19 protein-coding genes and 1 other RNA gene are annotated in these 20,222 nt (G+C 47.7%); 9 read left to right on the top strand and 11 right to left on the bottom strand.

Annotation, left to right across the window (positions count from 1 at the left end; translation table 11 throughout):
- Nucleotides 1-47 precede the first annotated feature (47 nt).
- Genes HPC38_RS02740 through HPC38_RS02725 form a run of 4 tightly spaced genes read right to left on the bottom strand, consistent with a single transcriptional unit; the run spans nucleotide 48 to nucleotide 4,361 of the window.
- Nucleotides 48-1,274: an FAD-dependent monooxygenase gene (locus tag HPC38_RS02740; RefSeq protein WP_208119755.1), complete on the bottom strand. Its 1,227-nt coding sequence runs from the start codon at nucleotides 1,272-1,274 to the stop codon at nucleotides 48-50.
- A complete protein-coding gene (ubiH, locus tag HPC38_RS02735) occupies nucleotides 1,271-2,470 on the bottom strand; it encodes a 2-octaprenyl-6-methoxyphenyl hydroxylase (protein ID WP_208119754.1) in 1,200 nt (399 codons plus the stop codon). Before ubiH ends, HPC38_RS02740 begins: the two co-directional genes overlap by 4 nt.
- On the bottom strand, nucleotides 2,451-3,806 hold the full coding sequence (pepP, locus tag HPC38_RS02730) for a Xaa-Pro aminopeptidase (RefSeq protein WP_208119753.1): 1,356 nt from the start codon (nucleotides 3,804-3,806) through the stop codon (nucleotides 2,451-2,453). The genes ubiH and pepP overlap by 20 nt, the downstream gene beginning before the upstream one ends.
- Nucleotides 3,807-3,815: 9 nt before the next feature.
- On the bottom strand, nucleotides 3,816-4,361 hold the full coding sequence (locus tag HPC38_RS02725; RefSeq protein ID WP_208119752.1) for a UPF0149 family protein: 546 nt from the start codon (nucleotides 4,359-4,361) through the stop codon (nucleotides 3,816-3,818).
- A gap of 130 nt (nucleotides 4,362-4,491) precedes the next feature.
- Between HPC38_RS02725 and HPC38_RS02720 the strand changes: the two genes are divergently transcribed.
- From HPC38_RS02720 to HPC38_RS02710, 3 genes are all read left to right on the top strand, one after another.
- Nucleotides 4,492-4,782, top strand: a complete 291-nt coding sequence (locus tag HPC38_RS02720) for a cell division protein ZapA (RefSeq protein WP_208119751.1) — start codon at nucleotides 4,492-4,494, stop codon at nucleotides 4,780-4,782.
- Between the two features lie 99 nt (nucleotides 4,783-4,881).
- Nucleotides 4,882-5,063: non-coding RNA, 6S RNA (gene ssrS, locus HPC38_RS02715), on the top strand.
- Between the two features lie 12 nt (nucleotides 5,064-5,075).
- Nucleotides 5,076-5,639 carry a 5-formyltetrahydrofolate cyclo-ligase gene (locus tag HPC38_RS02710; RefSeq protein WP_208119750.1) on the top strand — a complete coding sequence of 188 codons (564 nt, stop codon included), beginning with the start codon at nucleotides 5,076-5,078 and terminating at the stop codon, nucleotides 5,637-5,639.
- Here HPC38_RS02710 and ligA read toward each other — a convergent pair.
- Both ligA and zipA read right to left on the bottom strand, forming a co-directional pair.
- On the bottom strand, nucleotides 5,636-7,645 hold the full coding sequence (ligA, locus tag HPC38_RS02705; protein WP_208119749.1) for an NAD-dependent DNA ligase LigA: 2,010 nt from the start codon (nucleotides 7,643-7,645) through the stop codon (nucleotides 5,636-5,638). The two genes, HPC38_RS02710 and ligA, sit on opposite strands and share 4 nt — an antisense overlap.
- 41 nt (nucleotides 7,646-7,686) lie before the next feature.
- Entirely contained in the window at nucleotides 7,687-8,670 is a 984-nt protein-coding gene (zipA, locus tag HPC38_RS02700; RefSeq protein ID WP_208119748.1) for a cell division protein ZipA, read from the bottom strand.
- A gap of 179 nt (nucleotides 8,671-8,849) precedes the next feature.
- On the opposite strand from zipA, the gene cysZ reads away from it, so the two are divergent.
- Nucleotides 8,850-9,647, top strand: coding sequence for a sulfate transporter CysZ (cysZ, locus tag HPC38_RS02695; RefSeq protein ID WP_208119747.1), 798 nt, complete (start codon nucleotides 8,850-8,852; stop codon nucleotides 9,645-9,647).
- A gap of 28 nt (nucleotides 9,648-9,675) precedes the next feature.
- On the opposite strand, the gene HPC38_RS02690 is transcribed toward cysZ, so the two are convergent.
- Complete coding sequence (locus HPC38_RS02690; RefSeq protein ID WP_208119746.1) at nucleotides 9,676-10,290, bottom strand: NAD(P)-binding oxidoreductase; 615 nt, start codon at nucleotides 10,288-10,290, stop codon at nucleotides 9,676-9,678.
- A 1-nt stretch (nucleotide 10,291) separates the two neighbouring features.
- The gene (hutW, locus tag HPC38_RS02685; protein WP_208119745.1) at nucleotides 10,292-12,106 is read right to left on the bottom strand and encodes a heme anaerobic degradation radical SAM methyltransferase ChuW/HutW; all 1,815 of its coding nucleotides are present in this window, start codon (nucleotides 12,104-12,106) and stop codon (nucleotides 10,292-10,294) included.
- 189 nt (nucleotides 12,107-12,295) lie between these two features.
- Here hutW and cysK point away from each other — a divergent pair, with 189 nt between their 5' ends.
- Nucleotides 12,296-13,237: a cysteine synthase A gene (gene cysK / locus HPC38_RS02680; protein ID WP_208120055.1), complete on the top strand. Its 942-nt coding sequence runs from the start codon at nucleotides 12,296-12,298 to the stop codon at nucleotides 13,235-13,237.
- Between the two features lie 312 nt (nucleotides 13,238-13,549).
- On the opposite strand, the gene HPC38_RS02675 is transcribed toward cysK, so the two are convergent.
- A complete protein-coding gene (locus HPC38_RS02675; protein ID WP_208119744.1) occupies nucleotides 13,550-14,230 on the bottom strand; it encodes an rRNA large subunit pseudouridine synthase E in 681 nt (226 codons plus the stop codon).
- Between the two features lie 127 nt (nucleotides 14,231-14,357).
- Here HPC38_RS02675 and icd point away from each other — a divergent pair, with 127 nt between their 5' ends.
- Nucleotides 14,358-15,596, top strand: a complete 1,239-nt coding sequence (gene icd, locus HPC38_RS02670) for an NADP-dependent isocitrate dehydrogenase (RefSeq protein ID WP_208119743.1) — start codon at nucleotides 14,358-14,360, stop codon at nucleotides 15,594-15,596.
- Between the two features lie 49 nt (nucleotides 15,597-15,645).
- Here icd and rarD read toward each other — a convergent pair whose 3' ends face one another.
- Nucleotides 15,646-16,539, bottom strand: a complete 894-nt coding sequence (gene rarD / locus HPC38_RS02665) for an EamA family transporter RarD (RefSeq protein ID WP_268932817.1) — start codon at nucleotides 16,537-16,539, stop codon at nucleotides 15,646-15,648.
- 169 nt (nucleotides 16,540-16,708) lie between these two features.
- On the opposite strand from rarD, the gene HPC38_RS02660 reads away from it, so the two are divergent.
- Genes HPC38_RS02660 through kdgT form a run of 3 tightly spaced genes read left to right on the top strand, consistent with a single transcriptional unit; the run spans nucleotide 16,709 to nucleotide 19,572 of the window.
- Nucleotides 16,709-17,698 (top strand): LacI family DNA-binding transcriptional regulator, encoded by a 990-nt coding sequence (locus HPC38_RS02660; RefSeq protein WP_208119741.1) that lies wholly within the window; start codon nucleotides 16,709-16,711, stop codon nucleotides 17,696-17,698.
- A gap of 26 nt (nucleotides 17,699-17,724) precedes the next feature.
- On the top strand, nucleotides 17,725-18,567 hold the full coding sequence (kduI, locus tag HPC38_RS02655; protein WP_208119740.1) for a 5-dehydro-4-deoxy-D-glucuronate isomerase: 843 nt from the start codon (nucleotides 17,725-17,727) through the stop codon (nucleotides 18,565-18,567).
- Nucleotides 18,568-18,588: 21 nt separating this feature from the next.
- A complete protein-coding gene (kdgT, locus tag HPC38_RS02650) occupies nucleotides 18,589-19,572 on the top strand; it encodes a 2-keto-3-deoxygluconate transporter (RefSeq protein ID WP_208119739.1) in 984 nt (327 codons plus the stop codon).
- Nucleotides 19,573-19,625: 53 nt separating this feature from the next.
- On the opposite strand, the gene gpt is transcribed toward kdgT, so the two are convergent.
- On the bottom strand, nucleotides 19,626-20,084 hold the full coding sequence (gene gpt / locus HPC38_RS02645) for a xanthine phosphoribosyltransferase (RefSeq protein ID WP_208119738.1): 459 nt from the start codon (nucleotides 20,082-20,084) through the stop codon (nucleotides 19,626-19,628).
- Nucleotides 20,085-20,222: the final 138 nt, after the last annotated feature.

Raw genomic sequence — 20,222 nt, 5'->3', positions numbered from 1 at the left:
CAGGGCGTTAAAACAAAAGTAAAACCCAAAATAAAACCGAAGTGCGGTTAGTCAAAAAGCAGCGCATCCACTGGCATCTGGCGAATCATGTCGGGCAAATCCCCCACCAGCCCTAAGGCGTGCTGCATTAATTGTTGTTTGACCATCGGCAGGCGATCGGTTGCATTCATGCCTACGCCGCGAAGCAGTTGCAACACGGGATTGGTTTGATTGAATAACGATTTAAAGCCTTGCATTGCCAGCAGCAGTTGGGCAGCCTCCGCTTTACGCCAGCGTTCAAAATGGCGCAGATGGGCGTGTTGACCAATATCACGCTGCGCCTTTAAATTCACGTCAATTTCCTGTGCGAGCGCCACTGCGTCCATAAAGCCAAGATTCACGCCAAGCCCAGCTAATGGGTGAATGGTGTGCGCTGCATCGCCGATGAGCGCCACGCGGTTGGCCACAAAACTGCGGGCAAAGCGTGCAGTGAGCGCAATGGTGCGCCGTTCACTGACCACATCACATAGCCCCAGACAGGCATCACTTGCCACCGTTAAGGCTTTGTTGAATTCAGCCTCGCTTAATGCCAAGTGTTCGGCTGCCACATCAGGCGGCTGCGACCACACGATAGAACATAAGTGCGGTTCGTGCAGCGGCAGCAGCGCAAGGATGCTATCATGGCTGAACAGTTGCCGCGCACAATGTGCGTGAGGTTGTTCAGTGCGAATATTGCAAACTAAGGCATGATGTTGATAGTCACGGAAATTCAGCGGCATATCGCACTGTTTGCGCACCCACGAATTTGCGCCGTCGGCACCGACCACCAATTTAGCCAGTAAAATTTCGCCATTATCAAAACTTGCTACCGCGCCTTGATCGCTGATATGCAAATTTTTCAGCGGATGCGAGAAAAAGGTGACATTGTGTTGCTGCTGAACTTTTTGCCACAAATGGTGGCGAATGAGATCGTTTTCAACAATATGCCCAAGTTGGTCTAGCCCAAAATCGTGGCAGTCGAACTGAATTTTGGCAAAGCTGTCTTTCTCCCATACCGCCATGCGTTGATAGCTACAACTGCGATGATCACGAATGGCATGCCACAGCCCAAGGTGGTGCAGCATTTTTTGGCTAGCGAGGTTCAAGGCGCTGACACGACAACTCACATCATCACACGGTGTTTTGGGCGGATGCGGCTCAATGATAGCAATGTTGACCGCACTTTGCTCAAGACACGCCGCTAAGGCTAACCCCACCATGCCACCGCCTACAATGATAATATCGACATTATTCATAACGCCCACCCTAATGTTGGTTTGATAACGTGTTGACGTAAAGTGCGGTGGCATGCCAACCAGCCTAGCCCCAAATTGCGCCCGAGTGCGAACGGCAGCAGTGGATTGGCAAAAATGCTCACCAAACTGTCGGTTAAGCCCATGATGCGTGTTTTGTCGGCTTCGCGTGCGCGCGCATATTCACTCAATAATGCGCTGGTGCCGATGTCGTGCTCTTGTGCGTGCGCTTGTGTGAGCATTTGTGCCAGTGTGGCGATGTCGCGCAGTCCTAAGTTAAAGCCTTGCCCCGCAATGGGGTGCAGTGTTTGTGCCGCATTGCCCACCAGCACTAAGCGATGTGCGTGCAGCATGTACGCTTTTTGTAGTTTTAAAGGGTAACAAAAGCGGTGGCTAACCTGCTCGAATTTGCCCAGCCGCCAGCCAAAGGCGCGTTGCAGCTCGGATAAAAAGTGCGGTTCGTCAGCCGTTAATAATTGCTGCGCACGCGGTGTGTGTTCACACCATACTAACGACATCACGTTGTCAGTCATAGGTAACAGCGCCACAGGGCCATGGGCGGTGAAACGCTCAAAGGCGGTGTGCTGATGTGGGCGTTCAGTTTTGACATTGGCGATAACCGCACTTTGACCGTAGTCAGTCAACGTTTCAAGCCCGATGCCTGCAGCGCGCGCGGTGTGCGATTGGGTGCCGTCAGCGGCGACCAGCAGCGTGGCGTGCAGGGTTTCCCCTGTTGTGAGGGACACGCGCACATGATCGCTGAGGTAGTCAATTTGTGCAACGCTTGCTGGGGCGAGGTAGTCAATGTGTGGCTGTTGTGCGATAAACGCCATTAATACCTTTCCCATATGCGCTAATGCCACCACAGCACCCAGCGCATGCAAATTGAGTTTGGTCGCGTCGATGTTGACAATGCCACTGTGGCCGCGATCAGAAATATGAATCTGCTCAATCGTTGTAAGCGCATCGCGCAATGCACTCAGCAGAGAACCTTGTTTGCCCCGCACCGTGTTTAGCAGCTGCATTGAGCCGTGCGAAAGCGCAATGCAACGAGCATCAAAGCCGCCATCATGATGGGTTTTAGGTAGATGTTGTTCCACCACTGCTACACGTAAATTTGCCTGTGCCAGCATTAATGCGAGGGTGGCGCCACTCATTGCGCCACCGATGATGATCACATCATAGTGTTGTTGGCGCATGGGATGGCTCACTAGATTGCATCAGGCGCTCAATATCTTCTGGCTCTTTTGGCACAGCGGCCGTTAAAATTTTATTGCCTGTTTCGGTGATTAAAATATTATCTTCAATGCGTACCCCAATGCCTTTATAGCGCTCAGGAATATCCAGTTTTTCACTCAAATACAGCCCTGGCTCGACGGTGAGCACCATATTGGGTTCAAAAGTGCGGTCACGCTCACAGCCATAATCGCCTACATCATGCACGTCTAGCCCCAGCCAATGCCCAAGCCCGTGCATATAAAACGGCAAGTAGGCTTTTTCTTTGATTAATTGCTCAACATCACCTTGCAAAATGCCCAGTTCTACTAAGCCTGAGAGCATAATGCGCAGCACCTCGAGATTGGCTTGTTTAATGCTATTGCCTGGCACATAAAGTTCGATCGCACGCTTTTCCGCGCGCAGCACGATGTCGTAAATGGCACGCTGTTCAGGCGTGAAACGACCATTTACGGGGAATGTTCGGCTGATGTCGCCAGCATACATGGCAAATTCGGCGCCTGCATCAATCATGACTAAATCGCCATCACGCAATAGGCTTTCGTTTTCGGTATAGTGCAAAATACACGCATTTTCACCGCTGGCAACGATGCTATTGTAAGACGGAAAACGTGCGCCAAAGCGGTTAAATTCGTGCAGCAGTTCACTTTCAAGTTCATATTCAAAGCGATTAGCACGCGCAGTTTTCATGGCTCGTATGTGCCCTAGCGCACTGATTTGCCCAGCCTGCTGTATGAGTGCAATTTCTGCTGGCGATTTAAACAAACGCATTTCATCAAGCAGTGGACGCCAGTCAATTAACGTATTCGGTACGTTAAAGCCTTGACGAGTATGCTCGCGCAGATAGCAAAGTGCGGTTTGTTCAATCTGATCGCCCCAAGGTTGCAAATCGGGCGCATGATAAAGTGCGGTTGCACCTGAAAGCAGTTTAGGCAGCTCAGTGGCAATATCGTCAATAGAAAATGCAGCGTCTAGCTGAAGCTTAGCGGGCGCATTTTCTACGCCGAGACGGCGCCCATTCCATGTTTCCAGCAAGGGATCTGACGGGCGCAAAAAGAGCGTGCTGATAATACTACTGGCTTTATTTTGGATTAATAAAGCACTATCAGGCTCGTTGAAGCCCGTGAGATACCAAAAATAACTGTCTTGTCGGAAAGGATAGGTGTTAGAACTGTTGCGACGTTGCTCTTGATTGCTAAAGAGTAGCAGTGCGCTGTTGTTTTGTAGTTGCGCGCCGAGGGTTTCTCGGCGCTGATGAAACTCAGTCACATCAATGGCTGATTTATAACTTAAGTCCATAATTAAGCCTTAGTGCACCACCCGATTTGTATTGTCAGGGTGGTAAAAGTTATAGAAAAACACCACCAGTTCTTGCATATATTTCACGGTGTTATCCATGATTTCTTGCACTTCTTGTGGGTCGTCTTCTTCGGGAACAATTTCTGTTGCAGCAATTTGTAGCAGATCTTTTAAAGCAGATTGTACATCTGCGCCGTGCTTTTCTAAATCATGTTGTGCAAAGCCTAATCCAAGAATAAAGGTGGCTGCCCAACGAAATGCCGAATGTGCGTATGCAAATGGACTGCGAGAATCAAGATAGAGTCTAAATGCCTCAGGTGATTGCAACGCCAATTGTGCGTGGATTTCTGTTTGCATACGCTTGACAGCATCCATCACAAAAGAAGGCATTGTCTTACCATTACCATACATTTGCAGCAGTAAAGGTTCCATACGATTTTGCATATTGCCACAAGCCAAACCCGTTAAAAAACCATGTAATTCGGCTGGATTGACGTCAAGTTTATGACGGTTTAATTGTTGCTCAAGGCTGAGATAGTCTTTATCGGTGAGCATAATTTCCCCTTTTCTGTTAAAGCCTTAGTGTACCATTGTCAGAGCAAAGGGCCAAAAAAAATTGCCTAAAATCTGCAACTCTGTGGCATAATAAAAAGCAATTGAGTTATTTGCAAGCGACGGAGCCTCTATGTCGGAAAATATTGAGTTGCATCTTTTTGGTCAAGTTTTACGTCTCAACTGCCCGCAAGACAAACAGGCAGCACTGCGTGAAGCTGCACAATGTTTGGAGGCGAGAGTCTCTGAGTTTAAAGAGCGCACGGGTATTTTGCAGCTTGATCGCGTGCTGTCGATCGTGGCATTGAATTTAAGCTTTGAGCTTGATCAAGAAAAACAAAAAAATGCCGAGCAACAAGTGATTTTCTCCAAACTTGAGCAATTTGATGAGAACTTAAACCAAGCACTGGCAAAAATTGATTGAGATCACTATCTCGTCACTTTTTGATGTGAAATTAATCAATTCGGTCAATAACACTTGCATAAGACTAGACATTTAGGCTAACTTCGTTAGTATAGTGAACAACACCTGGGGTGTACGTCAGTGGATTAAGTCCCTGAGCCGATACTTACAAACCTTAGAGTCTGTCTCTCATCGCTGGTGAGCATGCTCAGCTTGCTGAGAAGCCTAAAAGCGGTACGACCGATTCCCTTGAACCGATGGGTTCAAGGACCGAACATTCACAACGGCATCTCGGGTTTTCTTAGATTGTGTGCATGAAAAAACAACAACGTCAACAACTGCGTCGTGATATGCGACAGCGCCGTCTTTCTTTATCCATTCTTGAGCAAATTCAAGCTGAGCAGGCTTTGTGTGAGCGTGCCCTTGCGTTTATCCAACAGCACAACGCGCACACGGTGGCGCTTTACCTCGATTTTGATGGTGAGGTGCCGACCGCACTTTTGATTAATGCACTGCTCAAATGCAATATCACTGTCTGCTTGCCGCGCCTTGATGAGCAGCGAAAAGGGCATCTACAGTTTTTGAAGCTCACTCACAAAAGTCGGTTGGTTACCAATCGTTTTGGGATTTTAGAACCCGCCTTTGATGAGCAGGCATTAGTTCAGTTAGATGAATTAGACGTGTTATTCACGCCATTGGTCGCTTTCGACCGCCAAGGCAATCGGCTTGGCATGGGCGGGGGTTTTTATGACCGCACTTTGCATAATTGGCAGACTAAAGGCTTTTTACCTGTGGGCATCGCACACCGCTGCCAGCAGGTGGATGCTCTTCCCGTTGAGGCGTGGGATGTGCCACTAGCTCAGATTATTGTGGTTTAATTCTCATCAATTAACGCAAGAAATTCGGCTTCGGTTAAAATGGTTACGCCTAAGTTTTCTGCTTTAGTTAATTTAGAACCCGCTTTTTCCCCTGCGATTAGGTAGTCCGTTTTGGCTGAAATGCTGCCGCTGACTTTCGCGCCCAGACTTTGCAGTAAGGCTTTGGCTTGATCGCGCGTCATTTGGCTAAGGGTGCCCGTTAAAACCGCACTTTTGCCATTGAATGGATTATCGCTCACGGTTTTCTCGGCCATGGCGGGCCAGTGAATGCCTTGGGCAAGCAAATCTTCCACCACCGCAACATTGTGTTCTTCTTGCCAGAATAACACAATGCGTTTGGCGACCACATCACCAATATCAGGCACCGCTTTTAGCTGCTCTTCGTCGGCTGTGCGAATGGCATCAAGGGTTTTAAAGTGATTGGCAAGATTCAGTGCGGTTGCTTCGCCCACATCCCGAATGCCGAGTGCAAAAATAAAGCGTGGCAGAGTGGTCGATTTTGCTTTCTCAAGGCTATCAAGCGCATTTTGCGCGGATTTTTCCCCCATGCGCTCAAGGCGCATTAATGTGGTTTTATCTAATTTAAATAGATCCGCTGGCGTGTGGATAAGTTCTTTTGTCATTAATTGTTCGATTAATTTTACGCCAACGCCGTCAATGTCCATCGCTTTGCGTGAAACAAAATGTTTTAAGGCCTCTTTGCGCTGGGCGTCACAAATCAACCCACCAGTACAACGTGCCACCGCTTCACCGTCAATGCGCACAATGGCAGAGCCACACACAGGGCAGTGGCTTGGGAAAATAATAGCGCGTGCGTTTGAAGGTCGATTTTCAGGCACAATGCCCGTAATTTGTGGGATGACATCACCTGCACGGCGCACAATCACCGTATCGCCAATCGCGAGTCCAAGGCGAGCAATCTCATCGCCATTGTGCAAGGTTGCATTGCTGACGGTGACACCCGCCACAAACACAGGCTCAAGTTTTGCAACAGGGGTAATAGCGCCCGTGCGGCCGACTTGAAATTCCACATCGTTTAGGGTGGTTAATTGCTCTTGTGCGGGGAATTTATAGGCAATGGCCCAGCGTGGCGCGCGGGCAACAAAGCCGAGTTGTTCTTGCAGGGCAATTTCGTTGATTTTCAACACTGTGCCGTCAATGTCATAGCCTAAGTGTTCGCGTTTTTCGCCGATGGCGTGATAAAAATCAAGCACTGCTTGTGTGCCAGTGCATAGGCGAATTTCGGTATTAACAGGAATGCCCAAATGTTTTAGCCATTGCAGGCGCGCGTAGTGAGTGTCAGGTAGCATAACGCCGTCAAAGACACCGATGCCATAAGCATTGAAATGTAAGTGGCGCTGGCGAGTGATTTTCGGATCAAGCTGGCGCAAAGACCCCGCAGCGGCGTTGCGAGGGTTAGCAAAAGGCTTTTGACCGTGTTGTAATGCGTGCTCGTTGAGTTGTTCAAAACCTTTGTGGGGCATAAAAACCTCGCCACGCACTTCTAAACGTGGCGGAATCTGTGTGCCGAGCAGTTGAAGCGGAATGCTGCGAATAGTTCGGATGTTGGCGGTAATATCTTCACCAGTGGTGCCATCACCACGGGTGGCGGCTTGCACCAGTTTGCCGTTTTCATACAAAATGCTCACCGCAAGGCCGTCAAGTTTAGGCTCGCAGCAAAAGGTCAAAGTGCGGTCTGAGCCAAGTCGCTCTTGCACGCGGTTGACAAAGGCGAAAAACTCGTCATCGGAAAAGGCATTATCCAACGAGAGCATAGGCAGTTCGTGGCGAATTTGTTGAAACCCTGCCAGTGGCTTTGCGCCCACGCGCTGGGTTGGCGAGTCAGCGGTGATAAGCGTAGGGTGCTTGGCTTCCAGCACTTTGAGCTGGTTCATTAATTTGTCATATTCGCTATCGGGCACGCTGGGTGCGTCTAGCACATGGTATTCATATTCATACTGGCGTAAGGTTTGGCGCAAGGTGGCCAGTTGGTCTTCAATGCTCATAAATCTTCCATAAAAAACCGCACTTTAAAGTGCGGTCTAAGTTATTGCAACATGGCGAGGTAGGCCGCTTTGGATTGTTCATTGAATGGGGTGCGATGCACGTCGAGCACCTCCCCATTGAGGTCGTCGGAGAGCGTTTTCACACTGTGCAACAACAAGCGGAAATTGGCGAGATCATTGCCGTGGGTTGGCAGCGTCATAAACACAATCAACCCTTGCGAGGTGAAATCCGCGATGTTTGCCATATCAAAAATGCCTGGTTTATACATATTCGCGGCGCTAAATAAAATCGGGCTTGTAGTGTCTTGCAGTTGAAAATGGCGATGAAATAATTGCCCTTCACCAAAACTAAAGCCAAGGCTTTCGAGCGATTGCACAATTTCCAAGCCTTTAAATGCGCTTGCTTTCGGCACTACATAAAAAATAATGGTGTCGCTCGGAGCGGTTTTTTTCTCGGCATTATTCGGTGCGCTTTGGGGTTTAGGCGCACTTTCAGGGGCTTTCGGTTTCGTTGGCTCTTGCAGCGTGATAGGGGCTTCTTGCGTTTGCAAATCATCAATTTTAGGCAATTTCGCTGCGCGCTCCGCCAATGCTGCGCGATCTTCTGGGGCGGTAATGGTGATGCCATATTCACTATCAGCTTGTTGCTCAATTTCTGCCACACTTTTATACAGCAAACTTGAGCGTGATAGGCTTGCTTTCGGTTCAGTTGCTGTTTGGCTGGCGGTTTGTGGCTGATCGGGCAAGGTGATACGGATTTTTTCCACCTCTTGTGCTACGCTCATCGGCGCTTCGCTGACCGCACTTTGCGCGGGCGTTTCAGTACTTGGCGCTGGTTGTTGATGATCAGCAGGGGCACTATCAATATCTAAAATATCGTTGTTTTGCACGCGTGAGTCATAGGTGAAGGTTTTGGCGGATTTGAACAGTTGCGATTTTTCACGCCGACTTGACCACAGCCCATGAATCAGTAACACAGCAACAATCAGTACGATAAAAACGATTAAAATAATATGTAAATCCATTTTGCACCTATTTATGTACGCCTATCAAGGATTTGCGGTGCTGCAGCATTATCATGCGTGGCAGCACATATGGATGTTAGCTTATCACATTTTTTGCGTGCGGACTACGCACTTGGCAAAATTTGCATTCTCGCGGGCGCTGCCTTATAGTTAGCCCATCTTCCATAAGAGAGAATGCGATGTTGACATTAGAATACAAACAAGGACTCGACTACTTTTTGCAAGGTTGGCGTTTGATTACTCAAAAAGGCTTGCGCCGTTTTGTGGTGATGCCAATTGTGATCAATATTGTGCTGCTTGTTGCCATTTTTTGGGTCATGATGGGGCAGGTGGGGCAGTTTGCTGATTGGGCGGTGAGCTTTGTGCCCGCTTGGCTGGATTGGTTAAGTTATCTGATTTATGCCCTAGCGGTAGTCACCCTTTTAGTCATTTACTTTTTTATTTTTAACCTACTGGCAGGCTTTATCGCGGCACCATTCAATGGTATTTTGGCGGAAAAGGTCGAAATGATGCTCACGGGCGAAAAACTCAGTGATGCAGGCATGCTCGATTTGGTGAAAGACACGCCACGCATTGTCAAGCGCGAGTGGCAAAAATTTGTCTATTCTTTTCCGAAATTTTTAGGACTGTTTGCGTTAAGTTTTGTGCCAGGGTTCGGGCAAACCGTTGTGCCACCGCTGTTTTTTCTCTATGGCGCGTGGATGGCGGCGATTCAATACTGTGATTATCCCTTTGATAATCACAAAATTGCCTTTATGAAAATGCGCTATCAACTCAGTGAAAAACGCGCACTCAATCTCACTTTTGGTGGGCTGGTGTCTCTGTGTACTTTTGTACCATTTTTGAATTTTATTATCATTCCCGTCGCCGTGTGTGGCGCAACCGCACTTTGGGTGGATCATTACCGCAGTGCGCTTTTAAATGCGCACGACACACAAAGTGCGGTCACTAAGCCTCGCACGCATCTTCAGCTATAATCCGTGAAAACGCCACACTGTGGCGTTTTTAAGACGCATTGACAATAGAATATACGGCGTTATTTTTGCCTTGTGAGAGCAACGTAGCCACACCACGGGCGACACTTTTGCGGCTAACATAAACGCTGTGTTTTTCAGGCAATTGCCTAAGCAGCGCAACAGGTTCTTCTTCGCCGTCAGTTAAGCCACTGGGGCGCACAATCAGCCAATGGAGTGCGCTTTTTTGTAGATACACTTCCGCGTCGGTTTTCGCTTTGATCGCTTCCCCTAACGCCCGTTGGAAGGGGGCACTCATCATTGCCCACTGATCGCCACATCCAACACTGGTGATCAACACCATTTTCGCCGTTGGTGCGTGTTTTTCGAGCGCGCGTATAATGTTGATATTGCCTATGCCATCGCTGCGCACGCCGCTGGCGTTTTTTCCACCTACAGTTGAGATCACCAGCGTAGGTTTAAGGGTGGAGATCACCTGCTCGCACTGGTCACTGTCTAACACATCCGCGTAGACGGTGGGAATAGCGTATTGTGTGAAAAAATTATCGACGGGGCGTTTGCGCACCACCGCAGTGAGAGGCTGCGCTGCAAACTGTGTACAAATTTCGCGACCGAGTTTCCCGTTAGCGCCGAAAACCACAATCATGCTACGCTCCTTGCATTAATGTTCGCATTGCCTCAATTTGGTGGGCTTTAATCTCGCCTGCCTCATCACGCCCTGCAAAAATTTTAAACATGGCCTCGCCTTGACGGTTGATAAAGGTCAGCGCAACGGTGCGTTTGCCCATAAAAGGGCGGTCAAGCAGATAAATCGCAGCACAATTTTCATAGCGTAAATGCCCATGTAGCGCGCCTTGAGCACGCTGATCAAAATTATAAAAGCCACGGGCGATTTTACCCATAGGCAGCTTATCTGTCACCTCTGCAATAGCATCGGGAGTGTGTACAATAAATGTCACCTCCTCATCCCAGCTGGCGATGGCTTGCATGATTTCCACAAAACGCTCGCCGTCGGTTTTCAGCACCATTTCAGCAGGCAAGCAGGCGATCACCGCTTCAAGGCTGCATTGGTTCATGGCCGCCAGCATTTCTAAAATTTGCCCTGGATTGGCTTTGAGATTGTCACAAAGTGCGGTTTTTTGTGTTTCACTTAACGGTTGCTTCACGGCATTATCCTTACTGCGCTCAGGCAGAGTTAGCATTAATTTACGAATCAGAGTAGGCGACCAATATCGCCCGCTGGTGTTAAGCGTAATCTGATCGCCATCGCGTGTTAATAGCCCTTGTTGTTGCCACGTTGCGAGCAACGCTTGCGCAGGCGGATTGTCGGCAAAAAGGCGCGCATCTAAATAACCCAGTTCTAAACTGTGTTGCACTTTGCCTAACAAGTTTTTGTGTACGCCATGACGGCTGAGATAGGATAAAGGCGCGCGCTCAACGGGGCTATTTAAATAGGCGGTTAAATCACTTTGCACCTGATAGCGATATTGCCCAACATTGCCCCCCGCGCCCGCGCCAAATGCCAAGCACGGCAAGTTGGATTTCACTAAAGTGTTGTAGCGATTGCGCTCGCCACGGTTGGGGTAAGCAAAATGGTTGTTGCTCACTTGCTGCCAGCCGTGTTCTTGCAATGTTTCAACGGCGTAGGCGTAGTGCACACTTTGCTGGGCAAAGCTGGCAGGCGGCGGCAGGGTGCCATGCTCGATTAAACGGTTAATTGGCAAATGGGCATAATTGTTAAACGCATAAATATCCAGCCCCGCAATGGGCAATTGTGCGGCAATGGCAATATCACGCGCCCAAATTTCATCATTTTGGCTTGGCAGCCCAAAAATTAAGTCGGCAACCACCACCGCGTTCAATTCACTTAAGGCGTGCAAGTAATCAACGGCTTGCTCGCCACTGTGTTTGCGCCCAAGGCGTTTGCGCAGCGGTGAATGAAAGGTTTGCACCCCGATAGAAATGCGATTGGCGCCAGCGTCTATGCAGGCTTGCGCTTTCTCTACCTCAAAATGACTGATGCGCCCTTCAATGGTAAATTCACAGTCATCACTTAAGGGCAGATAATCATAACAGGCTCGAATGAGGCGAACTAAATCGTGCGTATGCAGCGCACTTGGCGTGCCACCACCAAAATACACAGCGCGAATTTGACCGTGATCGTGGCGTTGTGCCGCTTCAAATTGAAGCTGTGCGATAACGCGATCGGTATAAACCGCACTTTGGTCATCTTGCCAGCGGTTGCGATAAAAACCACAAAATATACAGTGGCTAGCGCAAAACGGAATGTGAATATACGCCAGCACATCGCCATCAATGGCGTGTACGATGGCTTGTTGCCATAGGGTTTGCCATTGCGCGTGCGCCACCGCTTCACCACCCCAAATGGGCATCAGTGCTTGGCGCTCAGGAAATGCGTGCGGCGCGGCTTGTTGTGCGCGCCAATGTAATGTGTTGATCATGATTATCATTATTTCGTCAAACGTGGGTTCAGGTTATACCAAAAAGGGACAAAGTGCGGTTTGATTAAAATCAAATAATAATGATTTTCAATTTTATTTGATTAATAACTGTGAGTTATAAGATATAACCACAAACAGTTGAGCAAAACGGGTATGCAGTGTATTCTCACTGAACAAACTAAGGAGAACATCATGATTTTTGAAGACAACTCGCAAACAATTGGTGGCACACCGCTGGTGCGCTTGAAACATTTTGGTCGCAATGGCAACCTGCTGGTAAAAATTGAATCACGCAACCCGAGCTTCAGCGTAAAATGCCGCATTGGCGCGAATATGGTGTGGCAGGCAGAAAAGGACGGCATTTTAACCTCGGGTAAAGAAATTGTGGATGCCACCAGCGGCAATACTGGTATTGCGCTGGCGTATGTGGCCGCCGCGCGGGGGTATCCGATTACCTTAACCATGCCTGAGAGCATGAGTGAAGAGCGCAAACGCTTGCTTAAAGGGCTTGGTGTGAATTTAGTGTTGACAGAGGCAGCCAAAGGCATGAAAGGCGCGATTGAAAAAGCCCAAGAAATTGCCAATTCTGACTCACGTTTTGTGCAGCTGAAACAATTTGAAAACCCCGCTAACCCTGCGATTCACCAGCAAACTACAGGCCCTGAAATTTGGAAAGACAGCGAGGGTAAAATTGACGTATTGGTTGCAGGGGTCGGAACAGGTGGCACCATTACAGGCATTAGCCGCGCCATCAAACAAGATTTTGGCAAAGCGATTTTATCCGTAGCGGTAGAGCCAGCAGAGTCGCCGGTGATCACGCAAACATTAAATGGTGAAGAGGTGAAACCAGGCCCACATAAAATTCAAGGCATTGGTGCGGGCTTTATTCCGAAAAACTTGGATTTGGCACTGATTGACCGTGTAGAGCAAGTAGACAGTGAAACCGCACTTACAACAGCACGCCAATTGATGGCGAAAGAAGGCATTTTGGCAGGCATTTCATCAGGCGCGGCGGTGGCGGCGGCAGATCGATTGGCGAAATTGCCAGAATTTGCCGACAAAGTGATTGTCGCCGTGTTGCCATCGGCCTCAGAGCGCTATTTGAGTACCGCACTTTTTGAAGGGATTTAACCTTGGTACAGAAAATAAAAAACCCGCCAGTTGGCGGGTTTTATTTGACATTAAAATCAGTTAATGTATTGCGTTACGCTAATTGCAGTCACACCTAAAGTCAGGGTAAAAGCCACTGCTAATGATGCGATTTGTGCAAAAATGGTTTTTGCTTTCTTAGCCATAATGTACCTCTCTTGTTTCGTTGCAATCATTATAACCAAAAATGTGATATAGATCACGTTTTTTATTAAATTAATTTTAATAATTATTTAAATTGTTTAGTTTATTTGTATCTATTTGAAATACAATTAAAAATTCATGACTGCACTTTTACTGTCTGCCATCGCTGAGCTTGAGGGTTGCAAAAAGTGCGGTTTTTTCTTGCGTCGTGAGAGCGCGGTATTCACCACTAGCCAAATTGCCCAATGATAATCCTGCAATCTCGGCACGAATTAATCGCAAGGTGGGAAAGCCAACATGGGCTGTCATGCGTCGTACTTGGCGGTTGCGCCCTTCTGTGATGGTCAGGGCAAGCCAGCTGGTTGGGCTATTTTTGCGCTCACGGATAGGGGGCGTGCGCTCCCATAGCTCTGCAGGTTGTGGGATCAGGCGCGCTTGCGCGGGCAGCGTTTTGCCGTCGTTGAGCACAACGCCTTGGCGCAATGCACAAAGTGCGGTTTCAGTGATTTCCCCTTCCACCTGCACCCAATAGGTTTTCGGCATTTTAAACTTGGGTTCGGCGAGGCGATGTTGGAGTTTGCCATTGTTGGTGAGCAACAGCAGCCCTTCACTGTCGCGATCGAGCCGCCCTGCGGCATAGACGTGCGGGACGGGGATAAAGTCTTTCAAGCAGGCATAACGTGCATCAGGGCTAAATTGACACAGCACATTGTAAGGCTTGTTGAATAAAATCACCTGTGTTTGCGCAAGCGTCGGCGTTGGCTTTTTATTGACCGCACTTTTAGGGGAAAAGTGCGGTTTGCCACGCACTCTTAGCATATTTTTTGTCATAAAGGTTAAAAATTCGTTAAAATGTGATCTCGCAAAGAGAATTTTTATTTGAAAAACTATACTATGCCTGTTTAACAAAGGCGAGTTTTTGCTTGTCAATTCTTATAACCAAGCCCAAGGAGTTTTTATGTCAAACAGTCTACAAGGTCAGGCCATTGAACTGCAACAAGACGGCAGCTTGCGCGTGCCGAATAATCCGATTATTCCATTTATTGAAGGCGATGGCATTGGTGTGGACGTCACTCCAGCGATGCAAAAAGTGCTGGATGCTGCGGTGCAAAAAGCCTACGCTGGCGAGCGTCAAATTCAGTGGCTAGAAATTTACGCCGGCGGCAAAGCGAATGCGCGTTTTGGGGGCGATGTGTGGCTGCCTGATGAAACCCTTGACGCGATTCGCAAATATCATGTGGCGATTAAAGGCCCGTTAATGACCCCCGTTGGCGGTGGCATACGCTCATTGAATGTTGCGATGCGTCAAGGTTTGGATTTGTATAATTGCCAACGCCCGATCCGCTATTATGAAGGCACGCCAAGCCCAGTGAAACACCCTGAATTGGTGGATATGGTGATTTTCCGTGAAAATTCTGAAGATATCTACGCAGGCATTGAATGGGTGGCAGACTCCGATGAAGCGAAAAAAGTGATCGACTTTTTGCAGCAGCAAATGGGTGTCAAAAAAATCCGCTTCACTGAAAGCTGTGGCATTGGCGTTAAACCTGTGTCGAAAGCGGGCACACAGCGCTTGGTGAAAGCAGCATTGCAATATGTTATCGACAATGATCGCAAATCCCTCACGCTGGTGCATAAAGGAAATATCATGAAATTCACCGAAGGTGCGTTTAAAGAGTGGGGCTACCAAGTGGCGAAAGAAATGGGCGCAACCCTGATTGACAACGGCCCATGGATGACACTGAAAAACCCAAAAACAGGGCGCGAGATTGTGATTAAAGACAGCATTGCCGATGCCTTTTTGCAAGAAATTTTATTACACCCAACCGAGTATGACGTGATTGCAACATTGAACCTTAACGGTGATTACATCTCTGATGCGTTAGCAGCGCAAGTGGGCGGCATTGGGATTGCACCAGGGGCGAATATTGGCAGCGAATGTGCAATTTTTGAGGCAACCCATGGTACAGCGCCGAACATCGCAGGCAAAAATATTGGCAACCCAGGGTCGCTGATTTTAAGTGGCGAGATGATGTTGCGTCATCTAGGCTGGCAAGAAGCGGCGGATTTGATTGTCAAGGCAGTATCTAAGACCATTGCCAATAAAACCGTGACAGCGGATTTTGCTAACGCGATGGAAGGCGCAACCTTACGCTCCACGTCTGAATTTGCAGATGACATTATCAGCAATATGTAAGACATCATCTCATGAGATGACCGCACTTTGACATTAAAAGTGCGGTTTTTTATGCCATTTTAGCGCGTTTCACTTTTAGCCAGCCATCAATGATAGTTAAGCCCAGCCCTGCCCAAATGAATCCGTAGGTGATTAACGATTGCAGTGTCAGTGGGGAATCCAATACGGTAACCGCCAAAATAAACAGTAAAGTTGGCTCAAGGTAGCTAAACATACCAAACAGGGTCACGGGCAAGGTGCAACTTGCATATAAATTGAGCTGCATGGCTGCAGCACTCATCAAGCCCAGCAGTGGGATAAGCAGCCAATATTTATTCAACCCAGCCAACACGGAAAAGCCTACAGGCTGTTGCTGCAAATAGACTAACGCAAAAGGCAGAATCAGCGTTAAATCGATCAGTAAACCAATCAAAGTTGGCACGCCCATTTTTCGGCGCAAAATGTAGTAGATAGGGTAGGTGAAAAAGATCCACATCGTTACCCATGAAAAGGCGTGAGTTTGCCACAGTTCATGCGCCACGCCGAGTGCGGCTAATAACACTCCTATCCATTGCAATCGAGTCACATTTTCTTGTAGAAATACGCGCCCACTGAGCACCATTGCAATCGGGAAGAGGAAATAGCCCATCGCCACATCAACACCATAGCCATTGACGGGCGCCCACATAAATAACCAAAATTGGCTGGCGATAATGGGAGTTGGTAGCAAAATCAGTGCCCATGTTTTCCAAGCCTTACCGACACTATAAGCAAAGCGAAACAGCTGATACCAACCATGAGTTGCGAATAAAAAAAGCCACAAAGCCCCCGCCATGCTGACCATCCGCCAAGCGAACGTTTCTGTGCCAGACAGCGGTGCCATGGCATAGCCATAAAGATACAGTGCGCCGAAGAGTATATTTGACATTAGCGCGGTAAAAACGCCTTTTTGATTCTCTGTCATGCCATTTTAATTCATTGTTAAAAATCATAATTATAAAGGATAAAACAAAAATCGCCATTTTTTGTTTTAAATCAAATTTTTGTTATAAAGAGAATTGTGTTTCATATTTTAAGCGGTTAGTATTTGTTCAGGTTAATCGATTTCGTAAATCGATTTCACAGGAGGAGCGATGAGAAAAATCACGATTGCGGATATTGCCATGCAAACTGGCTTTTCCAAAACCACGATTTCACGTTATCTCAATGGCAAATACGACAGTATGTCGGCTCAAACGAGGCAAAAGATTGCGGATGCGATAACGCGTGCAGGCTTCAAGCCCAATCAAATGGCGCGCAATTTACGGCTGCAAAAAAGCCATTTGATTGGTGTGTTGGTGTCTGATATTCAAAGCCCTTTCTCATCGATTTTATATAGCGGGATTGCCGATGAGTGCGAGCGTCATGGCTATACGGCCATTTTGGCTAGCACAGCTGACAGCCCAGAAAAAGAGCGGCGTTATATTGACTCCATGATTGCCAAATCTGTTGAAGGGTTGATTGTTAACGCCACGGGCGAAAATGTGGATTACCTCGCACAGGTCAACCGCACTTTAACCCCAATCGTGCTTGCTGATCGCCCGCTTCATGCAGCCGAGTGTGACATTGTTAGCTCTAATCTCAAGCAGGGGCTTAATGATATGTTGGATTTGGCGCAAAGCAAAGGCTACACCCGCATTGCGCTAGTAACACTAGCCATTGGCACTAACCAAACGCGGCGCATTGTGCGTGACGCTTTTGTAGGCTATCACGCTAGGTATGGGAAAAGTGCGGTTGTGTTGGAGTTTAGTCATAAAGCATCGTTGCATGCCCAGTGCTTAGGCTTTGTGGAGGCACATAAGGGCGAGAGAATGGCCTTTTTGGCAGCTAACGGCATGGTGTTGCAGCATATAGGTGCGTTTATGAAACAGCACAATTTACGCGCACCACAAGATGTTGGGCTGTGTGGTGTGGATAATTGGCCATGGATGGAGTTGGCGGGGCTAGGTATGACAGTGCTTGAGCAGCCGACTTTTGCAATGGGGCAGCTCAGTGCCCAGTGTTTACTTGAAAAAATTCACGGCCGAGATGGCCGCGTTGAGCGGTATCTTGAGTGCAAATTGATCAAACGCGGCTCACTTTGAGCTCGCTTTAACCATAGGAGAATAATATGGATACTCGTTACAGTGTTAACCCAAATGATTTCAAACGTTACACCACTGAAGAAGTGCGAAATGAATTTTTGGTGCAGAACCTTTTCCGTGCAGACGAATTAACCACAGTATATAGTCATGTGGATCGCATGGTGACCGTGGGATGTATGCCTGTGAAAGAAGAGGTTTCGTTAGAAAAAGGTTTAGATATCTGGCACACTTTCGGTACACACTACTTTTTAGAGCGCCGTGAAATTGGGATTTTTAATGTAGGCGGAGAAGGTGTGATTAAAGCCGATGATCAAACTTTTGAAATGGCGTACACCGATTGTTTATACATCACTATGGGCACAAAAAATGTTACTTTTAGTAGCAAAAATGCCGATAAACCTGCGAAATTCTATATGGTTTCTGCTCCTGCGCATAAACCGTGTAAAACCACCTTTATCCCAATGGCTAACGCCAACAAGCGCCCAATGGGAGCAATGGAAACCGCTAATGACCGTGTGATTAATCAATTTATTCACCCAGATGTGCTGGAAACCTGCCAACTTTCGATGGGATTGACTCAACTTAAACCTGGCAGCGTGTGGAACTCAATGCCATGTCATACTCATGAACGCCGCATGGAAATTTATTTCTATTTTGAAGTGCCAAAAGACAATGCCGTGTTCCACATCATGGGGCAGCCAACCGAAACACGCCATATTGTGATGCAAAACGAAGAGGCGATCATTAGTCCATCTTGGAGCATTCACTGTGGTGCTGGCACGGCTAATTACAGCTTTATTTGGGCGATGGGTGGAGAAAATAAAGCCTTTGATGACATGGATAATCTCAAGATCACCGAATTACGTTAATTATTTTTTGAGGACACTATCATGAAAATTATGCAAGCAGTGCAACGTTTCCCAGGCGGGCTAATGTTGATTCCACTTTTATTAGGCGCATTGACTAATACTTTTGCACCAGATGCGGGCAAATATTTTGGCTCTTTCACTAACGGATTAATTCATGGCACAGTGCCGATTTTATCTGTGTGGTTCTTCTGTATGGGGGCAAGCATCGACTTGCGCGCCACGGGTACCGTTATTCGTAAATCAGGTACACTGTTAGTCACCAAAATTGCAGTTGCGTGGGTGGTCGGTATGTTGTGTGTGAAACTGATTCCTGGTGGCATGATCGAAACGGGCTTTTTTGCTGGGCTTTCCACACTGGCTATCGTAACGGCGATGGATATGACCAATGGCGGCCTTTATGCCTCCCTTATGGCGCAATACGGCTCAAAAGAAGAAGCTGGCGCATTTGTATTGATGTCAATTGAATCTGGCCCATTGGTTACCATGATGATTTTAGGCACAACAGGTGTAGCACAATTTGAACCGCATTTATTCGTGGGTGCTGTGTTGCCATTTATCATCGGCTTTGTATTGGGTAACCTCGACAAAGAGTGTAAAGCCTTCTTTAGTCAAGGCACTATGTTAATGATTCCATTTTTTGGCTATGCACTAGGTAACACCATCAATCTCGCTGTTGTGCTCGACACAGGCTTGCTTGGTGTGTTCTTAGGCTTAGGCGTCATTGTGGTCACAGGTATCCCACTGATTTTGGCTGACAAATTTATCGCTGGCGGTAACGGCGGCGCAGGGCTTGCGGCATCAAGCACCGCGGGTGCTGCGGTTGCCAACCCTGTGATCATCGCTGGTATGGTGCCTGCTTTTGCCCCAGTTGCACCCGCTGCAACCGCACTTGTAGCAACATCCGTTGTGGTAACATCAATTGTTGTACCAATCATCACCGCCTTCTGGTGCAAACGCTTTGGCGAACAAGAAAGCGCCGAAATAAACCACAATTTGAAGGTATAACTAATTTGTTGATAATAAAAACCGCACTTTAACGTGCGGTTTTTTTATACTTCCTATTTTCTAGCCAGTGGTGGGACGAAGGTGATGCCCATATCCCAAGGTTGTTCGATCCAGGTATTTTGTGGAATATCAATAACGTAGTCGTCGACGAGATCGGCGCCTGCGGGTTTGGCGAAAACGGTCACGAAGCGCGCTTTGGGATACATTTCGCGCAGGGCGCGGGCAGTGTTGCCAGTATCAACGAGATCGTCCACCACGATAAAGCCGTCGCCATCTCCTTGCGCGGCGTGTAGCACCTTGATTTCGCTTTGCTGATCGTGTTCATAGCTCGCAATGCAGGCGGTTTCAATGTGACGCAGTCCCAATTCACGAGCCAATACGGCAGCAGGAAATAAGCCACCGCGGCTTACCGCAATAATGCCTTTCCATTGGGAGGCAGGCAGCAGGCGTTCAGCAAGTTTGCGTGCGTGCATTTGGAACATATCCCAGGTTACAACATATTTTTCACTCATAATCGACCCTTTATGTTAGCTGTAAAAAATTGGCGATGATTGTTTAATCACTCTAGATTTTAAAAATGCGTTAGGATAACCTGAAATTAAATTTTGTGCTATGATTAACTCAACGTTTGTGTGATTTAAACACATTTT

Origin of the sequence: Spirabiliibacterium pneumoniae (assembly GCF_014884995.1) — a bacterium.
Taxonomy (GTDB): Bacteria; Pseudomonadota; Gammaproteobacteria; order Enterobacterales; family Pasteurellaceae; genus Spirabiliibacterium; species Spirabiliibacterium pneumoniae.
This window is presented reverse-complemented; position numbering and strand designations above follow the sequence as displayed.

Coding starts and splice junctions, on each gene's coding strand:
- HPC38_RS02710 (WP_208119750.1), top strand. CDS start 5,076: ATGAAAAAACAACAACGTCAACAACTGCGTCGTGATATGCGACAGCGC.
- rarD (WP_268932817.1), bottom strand. CDS start 16,539: ATGACAGAGAATCAAAAAGGCGTTTTTACCGCGCTAATGTCAAATATA.
- ubiH (WP_208119754.1), bottom strand. CDS start 2,470: ATGCGCCAACAACACTATGATGTGATCATCATCGGTGGCGCAATGAGT.
- icd (WP_208119743.1), top strand. CDS start 14,358: ATGTCAAACAGTCTACAAGGTCAGGCCATTGAACTGCAACAAGACGGC.
- gpt (WP_208119738.1), bottom strand. CDS start 20,084: ATGAGTGAAAAATATGTTGTAACCTGGGATATGTTCCAAATGCACGCA.
- pepP (WP_208119753.1), bottom strand. CDS start 3,806: ATGGACTTAAGTTATAAATCAGCCATTGATGTGACTGAGTTTCATCAG.
- kdgT (WP_208119739.1), top strand. CDS start 18,589: ATGAAAATTATGCAAGCAGTGCAACGTTTCCCAGGCGGGCTAATGTTG.
- HPC38_RS02675 (WP_208119744.1), bottom strand. CDS start 14,230: ATGACAAAAAATATGCTAAGAGTGCGTGGCAAACCGCACTTTTCCCCT.
- HPC38_RS02720 (WP_208119751.1), top strand. CDS start 4,492: ATGTCGGAAAATATTGAGTTGCATCTTTTTGGTCAAGTTTTACGTCTC.
- HPC38_RS02725 (WP_208119752.1), bottom strand. CDS start 4,361: ATGCTCACCGATAAAGACTATCTCAGCCTTGAGCAACAATTAAACCGT.
- hutW (WP_208119745.1), bottom strand. CDS start 12,106: ATGATCAACACATTACATTGGCGCGCACAACAAGCCGCGCCGCACGCA.
- HPC38_RS02660 (WP_208119741.1), top strand. CDS start 16,709: ATGAGAAAAATCACGATTGCGGATATTGCCATGCAAACTGGCTTTTCC.
- HPC38_RS02740 (WP_208119755.1), bottom strand. CDS start 1,274: ATGAATAATGTCGATATTATCATTGTAGGCGGTGGCATGGTGGGGTTA.
- zipA (WP_208119748.1), bottom strand. CDS start 8,670: ATGGATTTACATATTATTTTAATCGTTTTTATCGTACTGATTGTTGCT.
- kduI (WP_208119740.1), top strand. CDS start 17,725: ATGGATACTCGTTACAGTGTTAACCCAAATGATTTCAAACGTTACACC.
- cysZ (WP_208119747.1), top strand. CDS start 8,850: ATGTTGACATTAGAATACAAACAAGGACTCGACTACTTTTTGCAAGGT.
- ligA (WP_208119749.1), bottom strand. CDS start 7,645: ATGAGCATTGAAGACCAACTGGCCACCTTGCGCCAAACCTTACGCCAG.
- HPC38_RS02690 (WP_208119746.1), bottom strand. CDS start 10,290: ATGATTGTGGTTTTCGGCGCTAACGGGAAACTCGGTCGCGAAATTTGT.